The organism is uncultured Streptomyces sp. (genome assembly GCF_947488945.1).
Lineage (GTDB): Bacteria > Actinomycetota > Actinomycetes > Streptomycetales > Streptomycetaceae > Streptomyces.
Genome location: NZ_CANLBS010000009.1, coordinates 37,901 through 58,070, shown reverse-complemented (window position 1 = coordinate 58,070; position 20,170 = coordinate 37,901). Strand labels below are relative to the sequence as shown.

Sequence of the window (20,170 nt, the reverse complement as noted above, 5' to 3'; positions counted from 1 at the left end):
CCCATCGGTGATGCAGTTCCTCCTGGCGTTCCTCGTCGTCGCCCCGCTTCTCGGCGCCGTCGCGGCCCTGCTCCCGGCCCCGCCCGGACTGAAGGGCAGGAACCCGGACCAGGCCGTGCTCCGCCACGGCGTGACCGTCACCGGCGTGATCCTGCTGGCCGCCCTGGTCCTGGCCGCCGGGTTCGACCACGACCACCCCGCGACGATGCAGGCCACCACCGACATCAGCTGGATCCCGGCACTGGACGTGCGGATCCACCTCGGCACCGACGGCATCTCGCTCCCCCTCCTCGTCCTGACCGCGCTGCTGACCTTCCTCTGCGCGCTGTACAGCTACTTCAAGATGCCCGCCGGGCCCTCCCCGAGGGCCTTCGTGGCGCTGATCCTCGTCCTGGAGTCCGGCACCCTCGCGTCCTTCGCCGTCCTCGACCTGCTCCTGTTCTTCCTGGCGTTCGAGATGGTGCTGATCCCCATGTACTTCCTCATCGCCCGCTGGGGCGGTGAGGGCAAGCAGGCCGCGGCCTGGAAGTTCGTGCTCTACACACTGCTCGGCTCGGTGGTCATGCTGCTGGGCCTGCTGCTCATCGGTCTGAACGCCGGCACCTTCGACATGGTGGCACTCGCCACTGACAACGGCCGGTCGCTCACCACGTCCGTGCAGGTCACGGCGGTTCTGGCGGTCGGACTCGGGCTCGCGGTGAAGACCCCGATGTGGCCGCTGCACAGCTGGCTCCCGGACGCCCACACCGCCGCTCCGACGGTCGGCTCGGTGCTGCTGGCGGGCGTGCTGCTGAAGATGGGCACCTACGGGTTCGTCCGCATCCTGCTGCCGGCCGCCCCGGAGGGGATGCACACCTTCGCCCCGTACCTCGCCGCCCTCGCGGTCGCCGGGATCCTCTACGGCTCACTGGCCTGCCTGGCCCTGGTCCGGCCGGGTGCCAAGGGCGACCTGAAGCGCCTCATCGCGTACTCCTCCGTGGGGCACATGGGCTTCGTCCTCCTCGGCATCGCCACCATGACCCCCACCGGCGTCAACGGCGCGCTCTTCGCCAACATCGCCCACGGCCTCATCACCGGCCTGCTGTTCTTCCTGGTCGGGGCCGTGAAGGACCGGCACGGCACGGCCGACCTGGACACCCTCGCCGGTGCGACCGGGGCCGCGCTCTACGGCCGGGCGCCCCGCCTCGGCGCCCTCCTCGCCTTCGCCGCCGTCGCCTCCCTCGGGCTGCCCGGACTCGCCGGGTTCTGGGGCGAGATGCTCACCCTGTTCGGCGCCTTCGACCCGGCGCCCGGCCTCAGCCGGCCCGCGTTCCTGACCTTCATGTCGGTCGCCGCGTTCGGCACCCTGCTCACCGCCGGGTACATGCTGCTGGTCGTGCGCCGGGTCTGCATGGGCGGCCACGGCCCCGAGTCGCTGGGGGCCGCGGGCGACGAGCCTGCGGGGGCGGCCGGCGGACCGCCCGCGACCGGCGCGGCCCGCCCGCGGCCGATCCCCGACGTCCAGGGCTACGAGTTCGCCGCCTGGACCCCGCTCGCCGCCCTCACCGTCCTCGCCGGGCTCTGGCCCGCCGTCCTCCTCGGCCTCACCGACCCGGCCGTGCAGAAGCTCCTCGCAGGAGGCAAGTCGTGACCCCGGACCTCGTGACCGCCCTTCCCGCGGCCGCCGGCCCCGTCACCGCGGCGGGACCGGGCGGGAGCCTCGTCCAGTCCATCGACTGGCTCGCGATCGCGCCGCCACTGGCCGTCGCGGTGGCCGCCGTCGGCGTCCTCGTCGCCGACCTCTTCACCGACGCCCGCCACAAGCACCTGCTGGGCTGGGCCACCGTCGCCGGACTCGCCGTCGCCCTCGGCCTGCTCGTCCCGCTGCGCGCGGGGGACCGCTCCACCTTCTGCGTCCCGGCCGGTTCCGGCGGCGAGGCGTGCAGCTACACCGCCGACCACTTCGCCCTCGTCGTCCAGGCCCTCGTCCTCGGTGGCGCGCTGCTGACCGCGCTGCTCTCGCTGGACGACACCCGCCGGCTGCCCGCGGGCGAGTACTGGTTCCTGCTGCTGTCCTCCGCCGCCGGGGCCGCCCTGCTGCCCGCCTCGCGCGACCTCGTCACCCTGGTCGTCGCCCTCGAAGTGGCCTCGCTGCCCGCCTTCGCCCTGGTCGGCATCAAGCGCGGCGACCGGCGCTCCTCCGAGGCCGCCCTGAAGTTCTTCCTCTCCTCCGTCACCGCCACGGCCGTGATGCTCCTCGGCGTCAGCTTCGTCTACGCGACGGCGGGCACCACCCACCTCACCGAGGTAGCCGCCGCCCTCGACGAGGTGCCCGCCCGGTTCTCCACCCTCGCCGCCGCCGGTGTCGTCCTCACCCTGGTCGGCTTCGCGTTCAAGACCGCGGCGGCCCCCTTCCACTTCTGGGTCCCCGAGACCTACGTCGGCGCCCCGCTGCCGGTCGCCGCCTACCTCTCCGTGGTCGGAAAGGCGGTCGGCTTCTCCGGGCTCGTCCTGGTCACCGTCCTCGCCTTCCCCGCTTACGCCGACGTCTGGGGCCCCGCCCTCGCGGTGCTCGCCGCGCTCACCATGACCGCGGGCAACGTCGCGGCGCTGCGCCAGGACGCCGACCGCGCCCGCAGCGCCGTGCGCCTGCTGGCCTGGTCCTCGGTTGCCCAGGCCGGGTACCTCCTGGTGCCGATCGCCGCCACCGCGTACTCCGCCGACCCGCAGACCGGCTCCACCCTCGCGTACGCCCTCATGTACGCCGTGGTGAACCTCGGCGCGTTCGCGGTCGCCGCCCTGGTCGCCCGTACCCACCCCGGCAACCGGATCAGCGACTACCGCGGGCTCTGGACCCGCCGGCCCGCCGCCGCACTGGCACTGGCCTTCTTCCTGCTCTGCCTGGCCGGCCTGCCGCCGGGCGTCATCGGCCTGTTCGCCAAGGTCGCCGTCTTCCGGGCCGCCGTCGACGGCGGCCTCGGCTGGCTCGCGGTCGTCATGGCCGTGAACGTCGTGATCGCGCTCGTCTACTACCTGCGCTGGCTCGCGGCCCTCTTCCGCACCCCGGAGTCCGCCCCCGCCCCGGTCGGCGGCCCCACCGACGACCCCGTCACCGGACCCGCCGCGCAGGCGGTCCCCGTCCGCCGCGCGCCCGCCCCGCTCACCGCCGCGCTGGTCCTCACGGCCGCCGCGGGGATCGTGCTCTCCGGAGCGCCCCAGCTCGTACTCAGGTTCGCCACCGACACCCTTTTCTGACCCGTTCCCCACCTACCGGACCTTCCGCCGCGCCCCTCGCCGCCGGGGCCGTAGATCGGTTTGCCCACCGGGCCCCGGACAGGGCAGGGTCTTGCGTGCATACGTCACGCACAAGGCGGCGGCGTCCCGGGCACACAAGGAGAAGCAGCGGTGCTGAACGGCTTCAAGGACTTCATCCTCCGCGGAAACGTCGTCTCGATGGCGATCGGCCTCGCCGTCGGCGCCGCCTTCACCGCGGTCGTCACCGGCTTCAGCAACGCGTTCATCGTCCCGCTGATCGGCGTCATCACCCGGGGCACCGGCGACTTCAGCAAGGCCCACTTCTCCGTCGAGGGCGTCGACTTCCCCTACGGCCTGTTCATCGCCGCCGCGATCGCCTTCGTCATCACCGCCGCCGTCCTCTACTTCTGCGTCGTCGTCCCCATGGCCAAGGTGCAGGACCGCTTCACCGCCAAGAAGGCCGACCAGCCCGTCGACATCAAGGCCGCCCTCCGCGACTGCCCGCGCTGCTACACCGCGATCCCCGCCATCGCCTCCCGCTGCGCCTTCTGCACCAGCGAGGTCGAGCCCGATCCCGAGGCGCTGGAACTGGCCCAGAAGCTCCCCGCCCAGCGCTGAGCGGGGCGGGGACGGTCCGGCCGGGTCCGGCAGCCGCGCGCGGCACCGACCTCAGCGGCACGGGCTTCCGTGCCACCGGCCTCTCCGGCCTCTCCGGCACCGCCGCACGGCCGACGCGTACCCGGCCGGGTACGCCCCGGTCCTCCGCACGTCCGCCCGCCCCCGGTCCGATGCACAAGGGAACTAGCCCGCGCCACGCGGCGTTGACCTGTACGTGAGCCCCGCCGAGGAGCGGGGCCCACCGAGCAAGGGTCCCCCTGCCGCACGACTTGGAGGGCGTACCGTGCACCGCCGGCACAACGGGCTGAAGACCGCCGTACTCCTCGGCGGTCTGTCCGCACTCATCATCGCGATCGGCAGCTTCTTCGGGCGTGCCGGACTGCTCATCGCGCTCCTGGTAGCCGTCGGCACCAACGCCTACGCGTACTGGAACAGCGACAAACTGGCCCTCAGGGCGATGCGCGCCCGCCCGGTCAGCGAGTTCGAGGCCCCCCGCATCTACAAGATCGTGCGCGAGCTGTCCACCGCAGCCCGCCAGCCGATGCCCCGCCTCTACATCTCTCCGACCCAGGCACCCAACGCCTTCGCCACCGGCCGCAACCCGCGCAACGCCGCCGTCTGCTGCACCGACGGCATCCTGCAGATCCTGGACGAGCGGGAGCTGCGCGGCGTCCTCGGACACGAGCTCAGCCACGTCTACAACCGCGACATCCTGATCTCGTCCGTCGCCGGGGCGCTCGCCTCCGTGGTGATGTTCCTGGTCAACTTCGCCTGGCTGATCCCGGTCGGCCGGTCCGACGACGACGACGGACCCGGCCTCTTCGGCATGCTCCTGGTGATGCTCCTCGGGCCGCTCGCCGCCTCGGTGATCCAGCTCGCCGTGAGCCGTTCCCGCGAGTACGAGGCGGACGCCTCCGGGGCCCAGCTCACCGGAGACCCGCTGGCTCTGGCCAGTGCCCTGCGCAAGCTCGAAGCCGGCACCAAGCAGCTTCCGCTGCCTCCCGAGCCGCGGATCGAGACCGCGAGCCACATGATGATTGCGAACCCTTTCCGCCCCGGGCAGGGACTCTCCAAGATGTTCTCCACCCACCCGCCCATGGCAGAACGCATCGCCCGACTCGAACAGATGGCAGGTCATCGCCCATGAAGACGATCCTGAACGTCATTTGGCTGGTCCTGTGCGGCTTCTGGATGTTCCTCGGCTACCTCGCCGCGGGCCTCCTGCTGTGCATCACGATCATCGGCATCCCGTTCGGCGTGGCCGCCTTCCGCATCGGCGTCTACGCCCTCTGGCCCTTCGGACACATGGTGGTCGACCGCCACGACTCCGGTGGTGCCTCCTTCGTGGGCAACGTCCTCTGGCTGATCCTGGCCGGCTGGTGGCTCGCCCTCGGCCACATCGTCACCGGCATCGCCCTGGCGGTGACGATCATCGGCATCCCGCTGGCGGTGGCGAACTTCAAGCTGATCCCGGTCTCCCTGATGCCGTTCGGCAAGGAGATCGTCGACACCGACCGGCCCTTCGCCACCCGCTGACGGGAGCCGCCTCCCGGGCCGCCGGTCACCGGCGGCCCCGCTCCCGCGCAACCGCCCACCCCGCGCCCGCGTCCTGCATCACAGGACCGGAACAGGGGTAGGTGCGCCGCATGAGCATTGTCGGTTGGATCATTCTCGGACTTCTCGCCGGAGTCATAGCCAAAATCCTGCTGCCCGGACGCGACCCGGGCGGCCTCGTGGGCACCACCCTGATCGGGATCGTCGGCGCCTTCGTGGGCGGCTGGCTCTCCGGGAAGCTCCTCGACCGCCCGATCAGCAACGACTTCTTCGACGCCGCCACCTGGGTCGCGGCCATCGCCGGCTCCCTGGTGCTGCTCATCGTCTACCGCCTGCTCTTCGGCAACTCCCGCGAGCGCCGCTGACGCCCGGCGGAGAGGGCTCCGGGAGGGGCTCTACCCGCCGTCCCCGAGCCCCGTCTCCCGCAGCGTCAGGTTGAGCCGCCCTGCCCGCATCCCGGTGCCGGGCGGAGCCGTTCCCGGCCGCACCTTCGGTACCCCGTGGTACGCGAACCGTGAGGCGCCCCCGAAGACGAAGAGGTCGCCCGACTCCAGCTCCACATCGGTCCACGGGCGCCGCCGGTCCTCCGTGTTGCCGAACCGGAAGACGCAGGCGTCCCCGATGCTCAGCGACACCACCGGCGCACCGGACCGCTCCTCCTTGTCCTGGTGCATGCCCATCCGGGCCGTGTCGTCGTAGAAGTTGATCAGCGCGGTGTCCGGCGCGTACGACCGCGCCCGCGGCCCCTCCCCGTACGCCTCCGCCACGGCCTCCCGGCCGAGTTCCGCCAGCCAGTCGGGGAACGCGGCCACCCGTGCCCCGTTCACGTCGTCCGCAGTACGCCCGTAGCGGTACGGCTGCCAGTGCCAGCCGAGGCACACCGTGCGCACGGACATCACGCCCCCGCCCGGCAGCTCCGTCCGCCGCAGCGGCACCGGCCCCCGCGCCCATCCCCGGCACGCCTCGACCAGCTCCCGCTGCCGTTCCACCGGCAGCCAGCCGGGCACGTGCACCGCTCCCGGCGCGACCTCCGACCGCTCCCGCGGGAACAGCCCGTCCACGGCCCTCACCCTCTCTCCGGGTCATTCCTCGGCCCGCCCTCGGCTTCCGAGGACGACCGACGCCCCCGGCCGCGCGCCCAGGGTCCATCCGGATGCCTGCCCGCGGGCCCCTACGACGTGCGGGGCGGCGCACGCCTCCCGGCACGCCCGCCCCGCACGTCACGGCCCGCCACCCGGGCGGCCGCCGGTTCTACCGGTAGTTCACGTACTGGATCGCGAAGTCGAAGTCCTGCGCCTTGAGCAGCGCCTGGACGGCCTGCAGGTCGTCGCGGCTCTTCGAGCTGACCCGCAGCTCGTCACCCTGGACCTGTGCCTTGACGCCCTTGGGGCCCTCGTCGCGGATGATCTTCGCGACCTTCTTGGCGTTCTCCTGGGAGATGCCCTCGGTGATCTCCGCGAAGAGCTTGTACTCCTTGCCGGACAGTTGCGGCTCGCCCGCCTCCAGCGACTTCAGCGAGATGCCGCGCTTGATCAGCTTGGACTGGAAGATGTCGAGGATCGCCTTCACGCGCTCCTCGCCGCTCGCCTCCATCAGGATCTTCTCGCCGGACCACGCGATCGAGGCGTTGGTCCCCTTGAAGTCGTAGCGCTGGGAGATCTCCTTGGCGGCCTGGTTGAGGGCGTTGTCGACCTCCTGCCGCTCGACCTTCGAGACGATGTCGAAACTGGAGTCGGCCATGACGTGTGGCTCCTTGCGTCGTAAGCGTGCGGTGTGGGGCAAAGCCTAAGGGCTCGCCCTGACCAGGGCCCCGGATCAATCGGGTGGCGGAGCACCCCTGGGCATCGGGTATCGTTTACGTCGTCGCCAAGGAGCTCACCAGCGGGGTTCCGGAGCGATGTTCGAGGCGGTGTGCCCGAGTGGCCAAAGGGAGCAGACTGTAAATCTGCCGGCTCAGCCTACCCAGGTTCGAACCCTGGCGCCGCCACCGAACGGGAAGGGCCCGTGAACAGCAGGAATGCTGTTCACGGGCCCTTTCTGCATGCCGTGACACAGAAAGCCGGTATGGGCGATTGCCCCACTTTGTCTCACTGTGATTCGCGTGCTGACCAGCGGGTGCGGGGCACTCGCGGGGCAGGCCCGCGGGTGCTTACGCGGTCCCACGCAACACCCCTGCCGATCCGCGCGTTCGCGGTCGCCGCGGGTGCCGTCGGGGGAGGTGGCGGAGGTGCGGAACCAGGCGCGCAGGGCTAGGTTCTGACGAGGCGTCAGGGCGGGTCTTCGCCGCGCACGGCAAAGCCGCCGCACCCCGGCGGGCCCGGGTGCGGCGGCTTTCACGTACGGCTGTGCGGGCGGTGCCGGAGCGGGTCGCGGTCAGTTGCCGGCGACGTCCTTCACCGCGACCATCACCGGGACGTTGCCCGAGATCAGTTCGAGGGTCAGACCGGCCGTGCCCGGGGTGTCGAGGAGTTCCAGCAGGGTCGCCGCCACGTCGTCGCGCGGGACCGGGCCGCGGCCCGTCTTCGCGGACAACAGGACCAGACCCGTGCCGGCGTCGTTGGTGAGCATGCCGGGGCGCAGGATCGTCCAGTCCAGGCCGCTCCGGGCGCGTACGTCGTCGTCCGCCTCACCCTTGGCGCGCTGGTAGACGTCGAACACCTCGTCGCCCCGGTGCGAGGCGTCGGCGCCCATGGAGGAGACCACGATGTAGCGCCGCACCCCCGCGCGCTCCGCGGCGTCGGCGAACAGCACCGCCGCCCCGCGGTCGACGGTGTCCTTCCTCGGGGCCCCGCTGTCCGGCCCGGCGCCCGCGGCGAACACCGCCGCGTCCGCGCCCCGCAGCACCTCCGCGACCTCCTCCACGGAGGCCGTTTCGAGGTCCAGGACCACTGGCTGGGCGCCGATCGCCTCCAGGTCCTGGCTCTGGTCCGGGTTGCGGATCACCCCGACCGCCTCGTCCGAGCGTGCGGCGAGCAAGCGCTCCAGCCGCAGCGCGATCTGACCGTGTCCACCTGCGATGACAATGCGCATGTCTCCGACCGTACGCCGCACCGCCCGCTCCTGCCGCCGCTCCCGCCGGGGTTCCGCCGCCGGACCCGGCCCGTCCCGGCCGGCCGGCGTCCTCAGCCGTCGTCGGGCCCGGCCCCCGGTGAGGGCCCCGCCCCCGGCCGTCCCCGCCCCCCTCCCGGATCGGAGCGGCCCTGGCGGGGGAGGCCGGGGCCGCCCGGCGCCTCGGAGTCGCAGTACTCGCGCACCGCGCTGGTACGGGCCACGATCCGGCCGCGGTGGACCACGATCCGGCTGTAGCCGAGCGACAGGACGCCGGCCAGTTTCTCGCCGCGTACCGCCAGCAGCTCGGCCGGGAAGCCCGCCTCGATCCGCACCTCGGCCAAGCCCATGGCCTGCCGGGCGCCCGCCGTCACCGCCTCGTAGGCGTGCTCGGCGGACAGGCCGTGCTGCGAGGCGAGCAGGTACGCCGCTTCGAGCGGGTCGCCGCGGCCCACCGGGTTGGCGACGTCGCGCAGCGCGCCGCCGCCCGCGGCGACCCGCACGCCCGCCGCGCGCAGCAGGCGCACCGGGGCGGTGCCCCGGCGCTCGGTGCCCGAGCAGCCGCCCTGGGGGAGGCAGACCACCGTGACGCCCGCCGCGGCCAGCTGGTCGGCCGCCCGGGAGGCGACGGCGAGCGGCAGGTGGGCGAGGCCGGCGCACGGTCCGATCGTGACGCGGTGCCGCAGCCCGCCCGCCATGGCGGCCAGCCGGGCGAGCCGGGCGGGATCCTCCCCGTCCGTGTGCAGGTCCACCGGGGCGCCGTGTTCGGCGGCGACCATGAGTGCCGCCTCGACGTAGCCGGAGGGGTCCGGGTCGAGGTCCGGCCGGCCGCCCACCGCGTCGGCGCCCATCTTCATGGCGTCCCGGAGCATCGCCAGCCCGTCCCCACCGGCCACCCCGGTCAGCAGCCGGGGCGCCGCCACCGTCGTGACGTCGGCGAGCCCGCGCAGCGCCCGCCGGGTCTGCAGGGCCGCCTCCAGGGGCGTCAGCCCGTGCAGGTCGCCGATCCGGACGTGGCCGCGCTGTGCGGTCGCGCCGTGGCCGAGCTGGAGCAGGGCGGCCTCCGTGGAGCGCCGCTGGACGTCCTCGGCACCGTGCGAGACGGGCCCCCGGCCCTCGGCGGTGAGGGCGCCGTCGCTGTGGCCGTGCGGCTCGGCCGGGGCGGGGAGCAGCAGGTAGCCACCGAGATCGACGCGGGGGCCGCGGGCGGTGAGGCTGCCCGCGGTGCCGACGGCCTCGATGCGGTCGCCGCCGATCCGCACGTCCACCACGCGGCCGTCGGTGAGCCGGGCTCCGCAGAGCAGCAGTGACCCGGCCGCGGCTGCGCGGTCCGCCGGGGAGCCGCCGCCGGTCCCGGGGCCGGAGTCGCCGCGCCCGGGGCCGGAGCCGTCGGCCTCGTCGTCGGGGCGCCGCGGCTGACTGTCGGGCATCGCGCTCCAGGAAGGGATTCGGGGCCGCGGGCGGGAGGCCGCGGGGCGGATCGAGGGCGGGCTGGATCGAGGGCGGGGCGGCCGAGGTCGGGCGGGTGCCGGCCCCGGGCCGGTGCCTCCGGGGCTGCCCGAGCTCGGGCAGGGTTCGGGCGGACGGGCCGGGATGAAGATCCGGACGGGCCGGGGTCAAGATCACGCGGAGTGGTCCGAGCGTAGGGCGGGGTCAGGGCGGCGTCCGGGAGGAGCGGATAAGTCATACCGGCGGGGGTCCGCCGCGACGGCCGTGGCAGGAGGTGCGGGCGGGTTCCGTGGGGCTCCGTCCGGACCGGTCGCGTGCCTGATCAAGGGCCGGATGGCGGTGCGGCGAGGGGGCCGTGGGAGGTTCCGCGGGGGCTGCGGGAAACGGATTTGGGCGATCGGCGAATGACCGTGTAATGTCTTCCTCGCTCGCCCCAATAGCTCAGTCGGTAGAGCGTCTCCATGGTAAGGAGAAGGTCTGCGGTTCGATTCCGCATTGGGGCTCTGGTGATCGGGAACCTCCGTTTCGGCGGAGGGGATCGTCATCAAAGCGGTGTAGCTCAGTCGGTAGAGCAAGCGGCTCATAATCGCTGTGTCACCGGTTCAAGTCCGGTCACCGCTACACACGGTAGCCGATTGTGGGGTCGGTCCTTCGATCGGCTACTCTTTTATGCGTTCATCCGTACATCCGTCCGTCCAAGGAGCACTCACGTGGCTGCCACCGACGTCCGCCCGAAGATCACGCTGGCCTGCGTGGAGTGCAAGGAGCGGAACTACATCACCAAGAAGAACCGGCGTAACAACCCGGACCGTCTTGAGATGAAGAAGCACTGCCCGCGCTGCAACTCGCACACCGCGCACCGCGAAACGCGCTGAATCAGGCTCGTACACGAGGCCGTCCCCACTGGGGGCGGCCTCGTGTCGTTGTACGGGGTCCGCACGTCCGGCCGTGTCTCCGGGCAACGGCGGGCCGGGCCCCTTCGTCCGTTCATCAGTTCTTCTGCTCATCGGGAGGTAGCGCGCTCATGGCGCTCGACCAGTCCTTCGTGGGACGGACCTATCCGCCCACCCCGGCGTACGAGGTCGGCCGGGAGAAGATCCGCGAGTTCGCCGAGGCGGTGGGCGATCTCCACCCGGCGTACGTCGACCCCGAGGCCGCGCGCACGCTCGGTCACCCGGACGTCATCGCGCCCCCGACTTTTGTCTTCTCCATCACGTTCAAGGCGGCCGGCCAGGTCGTCCAGGACCCGCAGCTCGGCCTGGACTACAGCCGTGTCGTGCACGGCGACCAGAAGTTCGCCTACACCCGCCCGGTCCGGGCGGGGGACCGGCTGACGGTCACCTCCACCATCGAGAGCGTGAAGTCGATGGCGGGCAACGACATCCTGGACGTCCGCGGCGAGGTCCACGACGAGACCGGTGCCCACGTCGTCACGGCGTGGACGAAGCTGGTGGCGCGCGGCGCCGAGGAGGCGTGATGGCGGCGAACATCGACTACGACGCGGTCGAGGTCGGCACCGAGCTGCCGTCCCGCTCCTACCCGGTCACCCGCGACACGCTGGTCCGGTACGCGGGCGCCTCCGGCGACTTCAACCCGATCCACTGGAACGAGAAGTTCGCGGTCGAGGTCGGGCTGCCCGACGTGATCGCGCACGGCATGTTCACCATGGCCGAAGCGGTCCGCGTCGTCACGGACTGGGCCGGCGACCCGGGCGCGGTCGTCGAGTACGGGGTGCGCTTCACCAAGCCGGTCGTGGTGCCGAACGACGACAAGGGCGCGCTCATCGAGGTGAGCGGCAAGGTCGCGGCCAAGCTCGACGACCGCCGGGTCCGGGTGGACCTGGTCGTGGTCTGCGACGGCAAGAAGGTGCTGGGCATGTCCCGCGCCGTCGTCCAGCTCGCCTGACGGCCCGGCGGACCCCGCCCGCCCGCGAGGGGCGCCCTCTCCGGAGGGCGCCCCTCGCGGCGTTCCCCGGCCCAGGCGCCCCCTAAGGGCGCTCGCCGCGTCCCGGCGCCCGCTTTCCGCCCGGCCGCCGCCCTCCGCCTCCCGTCGGCCTTACCCCGCACGTCGGCCTCCCGTCCGGGCCCGCGCCCGCCCGGCCTTCCCGCGTGCGGACCGTACTCTTGTCCCCGTGCAGGTACTCCACGACGCCCCCCTCGCCCCCCTGACCACCTTCCGGCTCGGCGGCCCGGCCGGCCGGCTCGTCACCGCCACGACCGACGACGAGGTGATCGCCGCCGTCCGGGAGGCCGACGAGCACGGCACCCCGCTGCTGGTGATCGGCGGCGGCTCCAACCTGGTCATCGGGGACAAGGGGTTCGACGGCACCGCGCTGCGCATCGCCACCCGGGGCTTCACCCTCACCGGCACCTCGCTGGAGGTGGCGGCCGGCGAGGTCTGGACCGACGTCGTCGCGCGCACCGTCGAAGCGGGCCTCGCGGGCGTCGAATGCCTCGCCGGTATCCCCGGATCCGCCGGGGCCACCCCGATCCAGAACGTCGGGGCGTACGGCCAGGAGGTGTCCGCCACCCTCACCGAGGTCGTCGCCTACGACCGGCGCGAGGGCCGCACGGTGACCCTGTCCAACGCCGAGTGCGCCTTCGCCTACCGGCACAGCCGCTTCAAGCAGGACCCGGACCGCCATGTGGTGCTGCGGGTCCGCTTCGAGCTGGAGGACGCCGGCGGCCTGTCGGCACCGCTCAAGTACCCGGAGACCGCCCGCGCCCTCGGCGTCTCGGCGGGGGAGCGGGTGCCCGCCGCGCTCGCCCGCGAGACGGTCCTGAAGCTGCGCGCCGGCAAGGGCATGGTGCTGGACCCGGAGGACCACGACACGTGGTCGGCCGGCTCCTTCTTCACCAACCCGATCCTCGGCGCGGCCGAGTTCGACGCGTTCCTGGCCCGGGTGGCGGCGCGCCTCGGCCCGGACGTGGCGCCGCCGGCCTTCCCGGCCGGCGACGGCACGGTCAAGACCTCGGCCGCCTGGCTCATCGACCGGGCCGGTTTCACCAAGGGGTACGGCACCGGTCCGGCCCGCATCTCCACCAAGCACGCCCTCGCGCTCACCAACCGCGGCGGCGCCACCACCGAGGACCTGCTGGCCCTCGCCCGCGAGGTCGTCGCCGGCGTGCACGCCGCGTTCGGCATCACCCTGGTCAACGAACCGGTCACGGTCGGCGTCAGCCTCTGACCCACCGGCCGCCCCGAGGCACCGGCCTTTCTGACCCACCGGCCCCTCTGAGGCACCGGCCCGTCTGAGGCACCGGCCCGTCTGAGGAGAGCCGGCCCCTCGCAGGCGCCGAACCCCCTGGGGCGCTGCACCTACTGAGGCGCTGCACCCACGGGGGCGCTGACCCGTCCGAGGCGCTGAGACCCTCAGCAGAGGCCCGAGCCCCGTGGCGCGAGCCCTGTTGCGCCACGGGGGCCCGCCGGCCCGGTCAGCCGCGGACCAGCGTGCTCCGGTCGGTCCGCTCCTGCTCCCCGACCGGGCCCGCCAGCCAAGCATCGATGCCGTCCAGCAGCTTGTCGCGCACGTCCGCGGGCGCCACCGACCCCCGCACCGACTGCCGGGCCAGTTCGGCCAGTTCCTCGTCGGTGAAGCCGTGGTGGCGGCGCACCAGCGTGTACTGGTCGGCCAGCCGGGAGCCGAACAGCAGCGGGTCGTCCGCGCCGAGCGCCATCGGCACCCCGGCGTCGAACAGGGTCCGCAGCGGTACGTCCGACGGCTTCTCGTAGACGCCGAGCGCCACGTTGGAGGACGGGCAGACCTCGCAGGTCACCCCCCGCTCGGCCAGCCGGCGCAGCAGCCGGGGGTCCTCCGCGGCGCGCACCCCGTGACCGATCCGGGTGGCGTCCAGGTCGTCCAGGCAGTCGCGGACGCTGGAGGGCCCCGACAGTTCGCCGCCGTGCGGGGCCGCCAGCAGGCCGCCCTCCCGCGCGATGGCGAAGGCCCGGTCGAAGTCCCGGGCCAGGCCGCGGCGTTCGTCGTTGGAGAGGCCGAAGCCGATGACCCCCCGGTCGGCGTAGCGCACCGCGAGCCGGGCCAGTGTGCGGGCGTCCAGCGGGTGTTTCATGCGGTTCGCCGCGATCACCGTGCGGATGCCGAGCCCGGTGTCGCGGGAGGCGGAGTCCACCGCGTCCAGGATGATCTCGATCGCCGGGATCAGTCCGCCCAGCAGCGGGGCGTACGAGGTGGGGTCGACCTGGATTTCCAGCCATCCCGAGCCGTCCGCGACGTCCTCCTCGGCGGCCTCCCGGACCAGCCGGCGGATGTCGTCCGGTTCCCGGAGACAGGCGCGGGCGGCGTCGTAGAGACGCTGGAAGCGGAACCAGCCGCGCTCGTCGGTCGCCCGGAGCCGGGGCGGCTCGCCGCCCGTCAGGGCTTCCGGGAGCCGCACGCCGTACTTGTCGGCGAGTTCGAGCAGGGTGGTGGGCCGCATCGACCCGGTGAAGTGCAGGTGCAGGTGGGCCTTGGGCAACAGACGTACATCACGCTCCATCGGTAGATCCTGCCGCACGCGCGGGTCCGAGCGGTAGCCGCTTTCACCTTCAGGGGGTGGTTCGAACAAAAAAAGTGCCCCCGGCCGGAACCGGGGGCACCTCGCTGGGGGCGGGGTCAGTCCTGCGCCTCGGCCAGCAGCTTCTGGACGCGGGAGACGCCCTCGACCAGGTCGTCGTCGCCCAGCGCGTACGACAGGCGGAGGTAGCCCGGCGTGCCGAAGGCCTCGCCCGGGACGACGGCGACCTCGGCCTCGTCCAGGATCAGCGCGGCCAGCTCCACGGAGGAGGCGGGGCGCTTGCCCCGGATCTCCTTGCCGAGCAGCGCCTTGACCGAGGGGTACACGTAGAACGCGCCCTCGGGGTCGGGGCAGACGACGCCGTCGATCTCGTTGAGCATCCGGACCATGGTGCGGCGGCGGCGGTCGAAGGCGGTGCGCATCTCGGCCACCGCGTCCAGCGGGCCGGACACCGCGGCGAGCGCGGCGACCTGGGCGACGTTGGAGACGTTGGAGGTGGCGTGCGACTGCAGGTTGGTCGCGGCCTTGACGACGTCCTTCGGGCCGATGATCCAGCCGACCCGCCAGCCGGTCATGGCGTAGGTCTTGGCGACGCCGTTGACGACGATGCACTTGTCGCGCAGCTCGGGGAGGATCGCGGGCAGCGAGGTGAAGGTCGCGTCGCCGTAGACGAGGTGCTCGTAGATCTCGTCCGTCATGACCCACAGGCCGTGCTCGACGGCCCAGCGGCCGATGGCCTCGGCGTCGGCCTCGCTGTAGACGGCGCCCGTCGGGTTGGACGGGGAGACGAACAGGACGACCTTGGTCCGCTCGGTGCGGGCGGCCTCCAACTGCTCCACGGAGACCCGGTAACCGGTGGTCTCGTCGGCCACCACCTCGACCGGGACACCGCCTGCGAGACGGATGGACTCCGGGTAGGTGGTCCAGTAGGGGGCCGGGACGATGACCTCGTCGCCCGGGTCGAGGATCGCGGCGAACGCTTCGTAGATGGCCTGCTTGCCGCCGTTGGTCACCAGGATCTGGGACGCGTCGACCTCGTAGCCGGAGTCCCGCAGCGTCTTCTCCGCGATCGCGGCCTTGAGCTCCGGGAGCCCGCCGGCCGGCGTGTAACGGTGGTACTTCGGGTTGCGGCACGCCTCGACCGCCGCGTCGACGATGTAATCGGGGGTCGGGAAGTCGGGCTCACCGGCGCCGAAGCCGATCACCGGACGGCCGGCGGCCTTGAGGGCCTTCGCCTTGGCGTCGACGGCGAGGGTGGCGGACTCGGAGATCGCTCCGACGCGGGCGGACACCCGGCGGTCGGACGGAGAAGTGGCAGCGCTCATGCCCCCATCGTCCCAGACCGGAAACCCGCCCGGCACACGGGTTTCATGGACCGGACACACCGCCTTCCGGGCCCTGTACGGTGCCGTCGGACAGTCGGACGGGAGCCGTCGGCACGTATCTGTTCGACGCGGGGCCCGGGACCACGTACACTCACCTGTCGTTGGCCCTCGCCAGTCACGCCGTCGCCGTACCGGTCCACCCGGTCGGATGCGGTAGGTTGGGGGAAGCCACAAAGGGTCGTAGCTCAATTGGTAGAGCACTGGTCTCCAAAACCAGCGGTTGGGGGTTCAAGTCCCTCCGGCCCTGCTACACACTCCTTCGCCAGGATGTGTGCGCATGTACGTACTTCATTGCACAGCCGTGCGGCTCCACCGGGCGCGGCACGGCCACGACCCGGAATCAGGTGAGTAGCGTGACGGACGCCGTGGGCTCCATCGACATGCCTGATGCTGAGGACGAGTCTCCCGAGTCCAAGAGGCCTCGGAAGGGCGGCAAGCGCGGCAAGAAGGGCCCTCTGGGCCGTCTCGCGCTCTTCTACCGCCAGATCGTGGCGGAGCTGCGCAAGGTCGTCTGGCCGACGCGCAAGCAGCTGTCCACCTACACCACCGTGGTGATCATCTTCGTGGTCGTCATGATTGGTCTGGTGACCGTGATTGACTTCGGCTTCCAGCGGGTCATCAAGTACGTCTTCGGCTGATCCCGCGGAGGGCGCCTCTCCGGGGCGCCCCTTTCGCATGTTCCACCCATTTGTATCCAGGAAGAAGCAGCCATCGTGTCTGACCCGAACCTGAACGACGCCGTCGAGCCCGAGGCGGACGCCGTCGAGTCCGCCGAGGACGAGCGCGACATCGTTGAGGCAGCGGACTCCGTGGACCCGGACCAGGCCGAAGCTGCCGACGACGCCGCGGGCGAGCCCGCCGAGGCCGCCGCGGTGCACGTCGAGTCGGACGAGACCGCCGAATCGGACGAGGCCGGCGAGTCGGACGAGGCCGTCACCGACGAGGCGGCGGCCGACGCGGAAGACGCCGACGACGAGAGCGACGACGGGGAAGAGGCCGAGCCGGCCGCCCCCGTCGACCCCGTCGCCGCCCTGCGCGAGGAACTCCGCCTCCTGCCCGGCGAGTGGTACGTCATCCACACGTACGCCGGGTACGAGAAGCGCGTGAAGGCCAACCTGGAGCAGCGCGCCGTCTCGCTCAACGTCGAGGAGTTCATCTACCAGGCCGAAGTGCCCGAGGAAGAGATCGTCCAGATCAAGAACGGCGAGCGCAAGAACGTCCGTCAGAACAAGCTCCCCGGCTACGTGCTGGTGCGCATGGACCTGACGAACGAGTCCTGGGGCGTCGTCCGCAACACCCCCGGCGTCACCGGCTTCGTGGGCAACGCCTACGACCCGTACCCGCTGACCCTGGACGAGATCGTCAAGATGCTGGCTCCGGAGGCCGAGGAGAAGGCCGCCCGTGAGGCCGCCGAGGCCGAGGGCAAGCCGGCTCCGTCCCGCAAGGTCGAGGTCCAGGTGCTGGACTTCGAGGTGGGCGACTCGGTCACCGTCACCGACGGCCCGTTCGCGACGCTGCAGGCGACGATCAACGAGATCAACGCCGACTCGAAGAAGGTCAAGGGCCTCGTCGAGATCTTCGGCCGCGAGACGCCGGTCGAGCTCAGCTTCGACCAGATCCAGAAGAACTAGGTTCCGCCGGGGCCCGTCAGGGCCTTTCGGACACATGCCTACCGATCAGGTCAGAGGGGCTTCGCAGCCGCTCTGACCTGCTTGGTTTTTGGTCGCACGACCATACCCGTTATCGTTGTGCGGTATGCCTCCGTCCGGATGACCGGAATGGCGGCGAAACACTCTCACAGGACCCGGAGAGAGCAATGCCTCCCAAGAAGAAGAAGGTCACGGGGCTCATCAAGCTCCAGATCAACGCCGGTGCGGCGAACCCGGCCCCGCCGGTCGGCCCCGCACTGGGTCAGCACGGCGTCAACATCATGGAGTTCTGCAAGGCCTACAACGCCGCGACCGAGTCGCAGCGTGGCATGGTCGTGCCGGTGGAGATCACGGTCTACGAAGACCGCTCCTTCACCTTCATCACCAAGACTCCGCCGGCCGCCAAGCTGATCCTCAAGGCCGCTGGTGTGGACAAGGGCTCCGGCGAGCCGCACAAGACCAAGGTCGCCAAGCTGACGGCCGCCCAGGTCCGCGAGATCGCCACGACGAAGCTCCCCGACCTGAACGCCAACGACCTCGACGCCGCGTCGAAGATCATCGCTGGCACGGCCCGTTCCATGGGCATCACGGTCGAAGGCTGACTCAGCCCCGTAGACCTCAGTGGTAGGACCACGCGCCGGTCCGCACCACGACTCCACACTCTGAACACACAGGAGCAGCAGTGAAGCGCAGCAAGAACCTCCGCGCTGCGGACGCCAAGATCGACCGGGAGCGCGTGTACGCCCCCCTCGAGGCCGTCCGTCTCGCCAAGGAGACCGCGACCACCAAGTTCGACGGCACCGTCGAGGTCGCCTTCCGCCTGGGTGTCGACCCTCGCAAGGCCGACCAGATGGTCCGTGGCACCGTGAACCTCCCGCACGGCACCGGCAAGACCGCCCGGGTCCTGGTCTTCGCGACCGGTGACCGTGCTGCGGCCGCGGAAGCCGCGGGCGCCGACATCGTCGGCTCCGACGAGCTCATCGACGAGGTCGCCAAGGGTCGCCTGGACTTCGACGCCGTCGTCGCCACCCCGGACCTCATGGGCAAGGTCGGCCGCCTCGGCCGCGTGCTCGGTCCGCGTGGTCTGATGCCGAACCCGAAGACCGGCACCGTCACGCCCGACGTCGTCAAGGCTGTCAACGACATCAAGGGCGGCAAGATCGAGTTCCGCGTCGACAAGCACTCGAACCTGCACTTCATCATCGGCAAGGTCTCCTTCGACGAGACGAAGCTGGTGGAGAACTACGCCGCGGCCCTGGACGAGATCCTCCGTCTGAAGCCGTCGGCCGCCAAGGGCCGCTACATCAAGAAGGCCGCGCTGGCCACCACGATGGGCCCCGGCATCCCGCTGGACGCCAACCGCACCCGTAACCTCCTCGTCGAGGAGGACCCGGCCGCCGTCTGAGCCTCCGCGCTCACTGCGAACGCCGCGTCACGCGTGTAGCGACGGGCCCCGCCACCTTTCGAGGTGCGGGGCCCGTCGTCGTGTCCGGGGGCGTCCGGAAGCGTTCGGAGGATGTCCGGAACCGGACCACGGGCCTGCCCGGCACCGGTCGCCTGTGCGACGGTGGGGCGACCATGGGGGCCGAGGGGCGGAGCATGTGATGACGGTGGCGACGGGGACGCGCGCGGCGAAGGCGGCACGGCGGCGGAGGTGGGCCGGGACGGCGCTCGCCGCCGCGGTGCTGGTGCCGGTCGCGGCGTGCACCGGCGGGTCGTCCGGCGGCGACGGCGGGGCGGACGCCGGGAACGGGGCGAAGGCCGGCGGGGTGGCGCAGGCGGCCCCGGTCGCCGCGCTGCGGGAGGCGCGGAAGCGGACCGGCGAGACGGCCTCGGCCAGGATCGAGGGGACCATGGAGCTGGGGACGGTGATGTCCATGGAGCAGACCGGCGCCCTGGACTGGTCCGACGGCCTCCGCGGCGAGATGACGATCACCTACGACGGCGGCACGGCGGCCGACGCCCTGAAGCGGTCCGGCGGCGACGGCACCCTGCGGGCGCTCTACCTGAAGGACGCCTACTACGCGCACCTCGGCGACGCCTTCGCGGCCGGCGTCGGCGGTCGGCACTGGATCCGGTACGGGTACGCGGACCTCGCGGCGGCCGCGGGGGCGGGCGGCGACGCCGTACGGGACGCCTCGCGCACCAGCACCCCGCTGGAGGGCGTCGAGGCGCTGCTGGCCTCCGGCGACCTCCGGAAGGTCGGCGAGGAGGACGTGCGCGGGGTGGCCGCGACGCACTACTCCGGGACGGTCGACGTGGCGGAGCCCGCCCCGGCCGGCGGCCTGGACGCCGGTGAACTCGCCGCCTTCCGTGAGCGGATGGCCGCGGCCGGCGTCACCGGCGGGACGGTCGACGTCTGGCTGGACGCGGACCACCTGCCGGTGAAGAAGTCCGAGCGCGCGCGGACCAGGACCGGCACGCTCAACTCCACCGTCTTCTACAGCGATTACGGCGTGGCGGTGGCGGCGAAGGCCCCGGCGGCCTCGGACACCGTCGACTTCAAGGAGATCGCCGGCGCGGCCGCCACGCCCGGCACCGCCCCCTGACGCGGGCGGCCCGGAGGCGGGCCCGGAGCGGCTCCGGGCCGCCCGTCCGGGGCGGATTTGCCCGGCGGCTCCCCGGTCGCGTACTCTCCAGAAGAAGCCAAAGACCGCTGGTCGTTGCCGTGCTCCCGTTGGGGGTGTGGCGGCCGAAGGATCCGTCGACGACGGACGTC

General features: G+C 72.2%; 21 protein-coding genes and 4 tRNA genes. 19 read left to right on the top strand and 6 right to left on the bottom strand.

Features of this window, described 5'->3' with window-relative positions; genetic code table 11:
* Positions 1–10: 10 nt before the first annotated feature.
* The 6 genes from Q0994_RS16335 to Q0994_RS16310 all read left to right on the top strand — a co-directional run bounded on the left by Q0994_RS16335 (position 11) and on the right by Q0994_RS16310 (position 5,771).
* The gene (locus Q0994_RS16335; protein ID WP_299535714.1) at positions 11–1,630 is read left to right on the top strand and encodes an NADH-quinone oxidoreductase subunit M; all 1,620 of its coding nucleotides are present in this window, start codon (positions 11–13) and stop codon (positions 1,628–1,630) included.
* A gap of 11 nt (positions 1,631–1,641) precedes the next feature.
* On the top strand, positions 1,642–3,234 hold the full coding sequence (locus Q0994_RS16330; protein WP_299535712.1) for an NADH-quinone oxidoreductase subunit N: 1,593 nt from the start codon (positions 1,642–1,644) through the stop codon (positions 3,232–3,234).
* Between the two features lie 150 nt (positions 3,235–3,384).
* Complete coding sequence (locus tag Q0994_RS16325; RefSeq protein ID WP_299535012.1) at positions 3,385–3,852, top strand: MscL family protein; 468 nt, start codon at positions 3,385–3,387, stop codon at positions 3,850–3,852.
* A gap of 283 nt (positions 3,853–4,135) precedes the next feature.
* Positions 4,136–4,999 carry a zinc metalloprotease HtpX gene (gene htpX, locus Q0994_RS16320; RefSeq protein WP_299535009.1) on the top strand — a complete coding sequence of 288 codons (864 nt, stop codon included), beginning with the start codon at positions 4,136–4,138 and terminating at the stop codon, positions 4,997–4,999.
* A complete protein-coding gene (locus Q0994_RS16315) occupies positions 4,996–5,388 on the top strand; it encodes a YccF domain-containing protein (protein WP_299535006.1) in 393 nt (130 codons plus the stop codon). Before htpX ends, Q0994_RS16315 begins: the two co-directional genes overlap by 4 nt.
* Positions 5,389–5,498: 110 nt before the next feature.
* Positions 5,499–5,771 (top strand): GlsB/YeaQ/YmgE family stress response membrane protein, encoded by a 273-nt coding sequence (locus Q0994_RS16310; RefSeq protein ID WP_299535004.1) that lies wholly within the window; start codon positions 5,499–5,501, stop codon positions 5,769–5,771.
* Positions 5,772–5,801: 30 nt separating this feature from the next.
* Here Q0994_RS16310 and Q0994_RS16305 read toward each other — a convergent pair whose 3' ends face one another.
* Both Q0994_RS16305 and Q0994_RS16300 read right to left on the bottom strand, forming a co-directional pair.
* On the bottom strand, positions 5,802–6,467 hold the full coding sequence (locus Q0994_RS16305; RefSeq protein ID WP_299535001.1) for an alpha-ketoglutarate-dependent dioxygenase AlkB: 666 nt from the start codon (positions 6,465–6,467) through the stop codon (positions 5,802–5,804).
* Positions 6,468–6,657: 190 nt separating this feature from the next.
* A complete protein-coding gene (locus Q0994_RS16300; protein ID WP_299534997.1) occupies positions 6,658–7,146 on the bottom strand; it encodes a YajQ family cyclic di-GMP-binding protein in 489 nt (162 codons plus the stop codon).
* Between the two features lie 165 nt (positions 7,147–7,311).
* On the opposite strand from Q0994_RS16300, the gene Q0994_RS16295 reads away from it, so the two are divergent.
* Positions 7,312–7,393, top strand: a tRNA-Tyr gene (locus Q0994_RS16295).
* Positions 7,394–7,779: 386 nt separating this feature from the next.
* Here Q0994_RS16295 and Q0994_RS16290 read toward each other — a convergent pair.
* Entirely contained in the window at positions 7,780–8,436 is a 657-nt protein-coding gene (locus Q0994_RS16290) for an SDR family oxidoreductase (RefSeq protein WP_299534996.1), read from the bottom strand.
* A gap of 92 nt (positions 8,437–8,528) precedes the next feature.
* Complete coding sequence (locus tag Q0994_RS16285; protein WP_299534994.1) at positions 8,529–9,884, bottom strand: hydrolase; 1,356 nt, start codon at positions 9,882–9,884, stop codon at positions 8,529–8,531.
* A gap of 449 nt (positions 9,885–10,333) precedes the next feature.
* Here Q0994_RS16285 and Q0994_RS16280 point away from each other — a divergent pair.
* From Q0994_RS16280 to Q0994_RS16255, 6 genes are all read left to right on the top strand, one after another.
* A tRNA-Thr gene (locus Q0994_RS16280) sits at positions 10,334–10,406 on the top strand.
* Between the two features lie 45 nt (positions 10,407–10,451).
* Positions 10,452–10,524 (top strand) — tRNA-Met (locus Q0994_RS16275).
* An 89-nt stretch (positions 10,525–10,613) separates the two neighbouring features.
* Positions 10,614–10,778, top strand: coding sequence for a 50S ribosomal protein L33 (rpmG, locus tag Q0994_RS16270; protein ID WP_003956487.1), 165 nt, complete (start codon positions 10,614–10,616; stop codon positions 10,776–10,778).
* Positions 10,779–10,927: 149 nt separating this feature from the next.
* On the top strand, positions 10,928–11,380 hold the full coding sequence (locus Q0994_RS16265) for a MaoC family dehydratase N-terminal domain-containing protein (protein WP_299534978.1): 453 nt from the start codon (positions 10,928–10,930) through the stop codon (positions 11,378–11,380).
* Complete coding sequence (locus Q0994_RS16260) at positions 11,380–11,808, top strand: MaoC family dehydratase (RefSeq protein WP_299534976.1); 429 nt, start codon at positions 11,380–11,382, stop codon at positions 11,806–11,808. Before Q0994_RS16265 ends, Q0994_RS16260 begins: the two co-directional genes overlap by 1 nt.
* A 226-nt stretch (positions 11,809–12,034) precedes the next feature.
* Entirely contained in the window at positions 12,035–13,090 is a 1,056-nt protein-coding gene (locus Q0994_RS16255; RefSeq protein WP_299534974.1) for a UDP-N-acetylmuramate dehydrogenase, read from the top strand.
* Positions 13,091–13,337: 247 nt separating this feature from the next.
* On the opposite strand, the gene Q0994_RS16250 is transcribed toward Q0994_RS16255, so the two are convergent.
* Positions 13,338–14,399 carry an adenosine deaminase gene (locus Q0994_RS16250; RefSeq protein WP_299534972.1) on the bottom strand — a complete coding sequence of 354 codons (1,062 nt, stop codon included), beginning with the start codon at positions 14,397–14,399 and terminating at the stop codon, positions 13,338–13,340.
* A gap of 116 nt (positions 14,400–14,515) precedes the next feature.
* Complete coding sequence (locus Q0994_RS16245) at positions 14,516–15,742, bottom strand: pyridoxal phosphate-dependent aminotransferase (protein ID WP_299534969.1); 1,227 nt, start codon at positions 15,740–15,742, stop codon at positions 14,516–14,518.
* 234 nt (positions 15,743–15,976) lie between these two features.
* Between Q0994_RS16245 and Q0994_RS16240 the strand changes: the two genes are divergently transcribed.
* From Q0994_RS16240 to Q0994_RS16215, 6 genes are all read left to right on the top strand, one after another.
* Positions 15,977–16,049, top strand: a tRNA-Trp gene (locus tag Q0994_RS16240).
* Positions 16,050–16,155: 106 nt separating this feature from the next.
* Positions 16,156–16,440 (top strand): preprotein translocase subunit SecE, encoded by a 285-nt coding sequence (gene secE, locus Q0994_RS16235; protein ID WP_299534966.1) that lies wholly within the window; start codon positions 16,156–16,158, stop codon positions 16,438–16,440.
* A 75-nt stretch (positions 16,441–16,515) separates the two neighbouring features.
* Positions 16,516–17,433 carry a transcription termination/antitermination protein NusG gene (nusG, locus tag Q0994_RS16230; RefSeq protein WP_299534964.1) on the top strand — a complete coding sequence of 306 codons (918 nt, stop codon included), beginning with the start codon at positions 16,516–16,518 and terminating at the stop codon, positions 17,431–17,433.
* A 185-nt stretch (positions 17,434–17,618) separates the two neighbouring features.
* Positions 17,619–18,053, top strand: coding sequence for a 50S ribosomal protein L11 (gene rplK / locus Q0994_RS16225; RefSeq protein ID WP_010058817.1), 435 nt, complete (start codon positions 17,619–17,621; stop codon positions 18,051–18,053).
* A gap of 80 nt (positions 18,054–18,133) precedes the next feature.
* Positions 18,134–18,856: a 50S ribosomal protein L1 gene (gene rplA, locus Q0994_RS16220; RefSeq protein WP_299534958.1), complete on the top strand. Its 723-nt coding sequence runs from the start codon at positions 18,134–18,136 to the stop codon at positions 18,854–18,856.
* Between the two features lie 199 nt (positions 18,857–19,055).
* Positions 19,056–20,000, top strand: a complete 945-nt coding sequence (locus Q0994_RS16215) for a hypothetical protein (protein WP_299534956.1) — start codon at positions 19,056–19,058, stop codon at positions 19,998–20,000.
* The last annotated feature ends 170 nt before the right edge of the window (positions 20,001–20,170 follow it).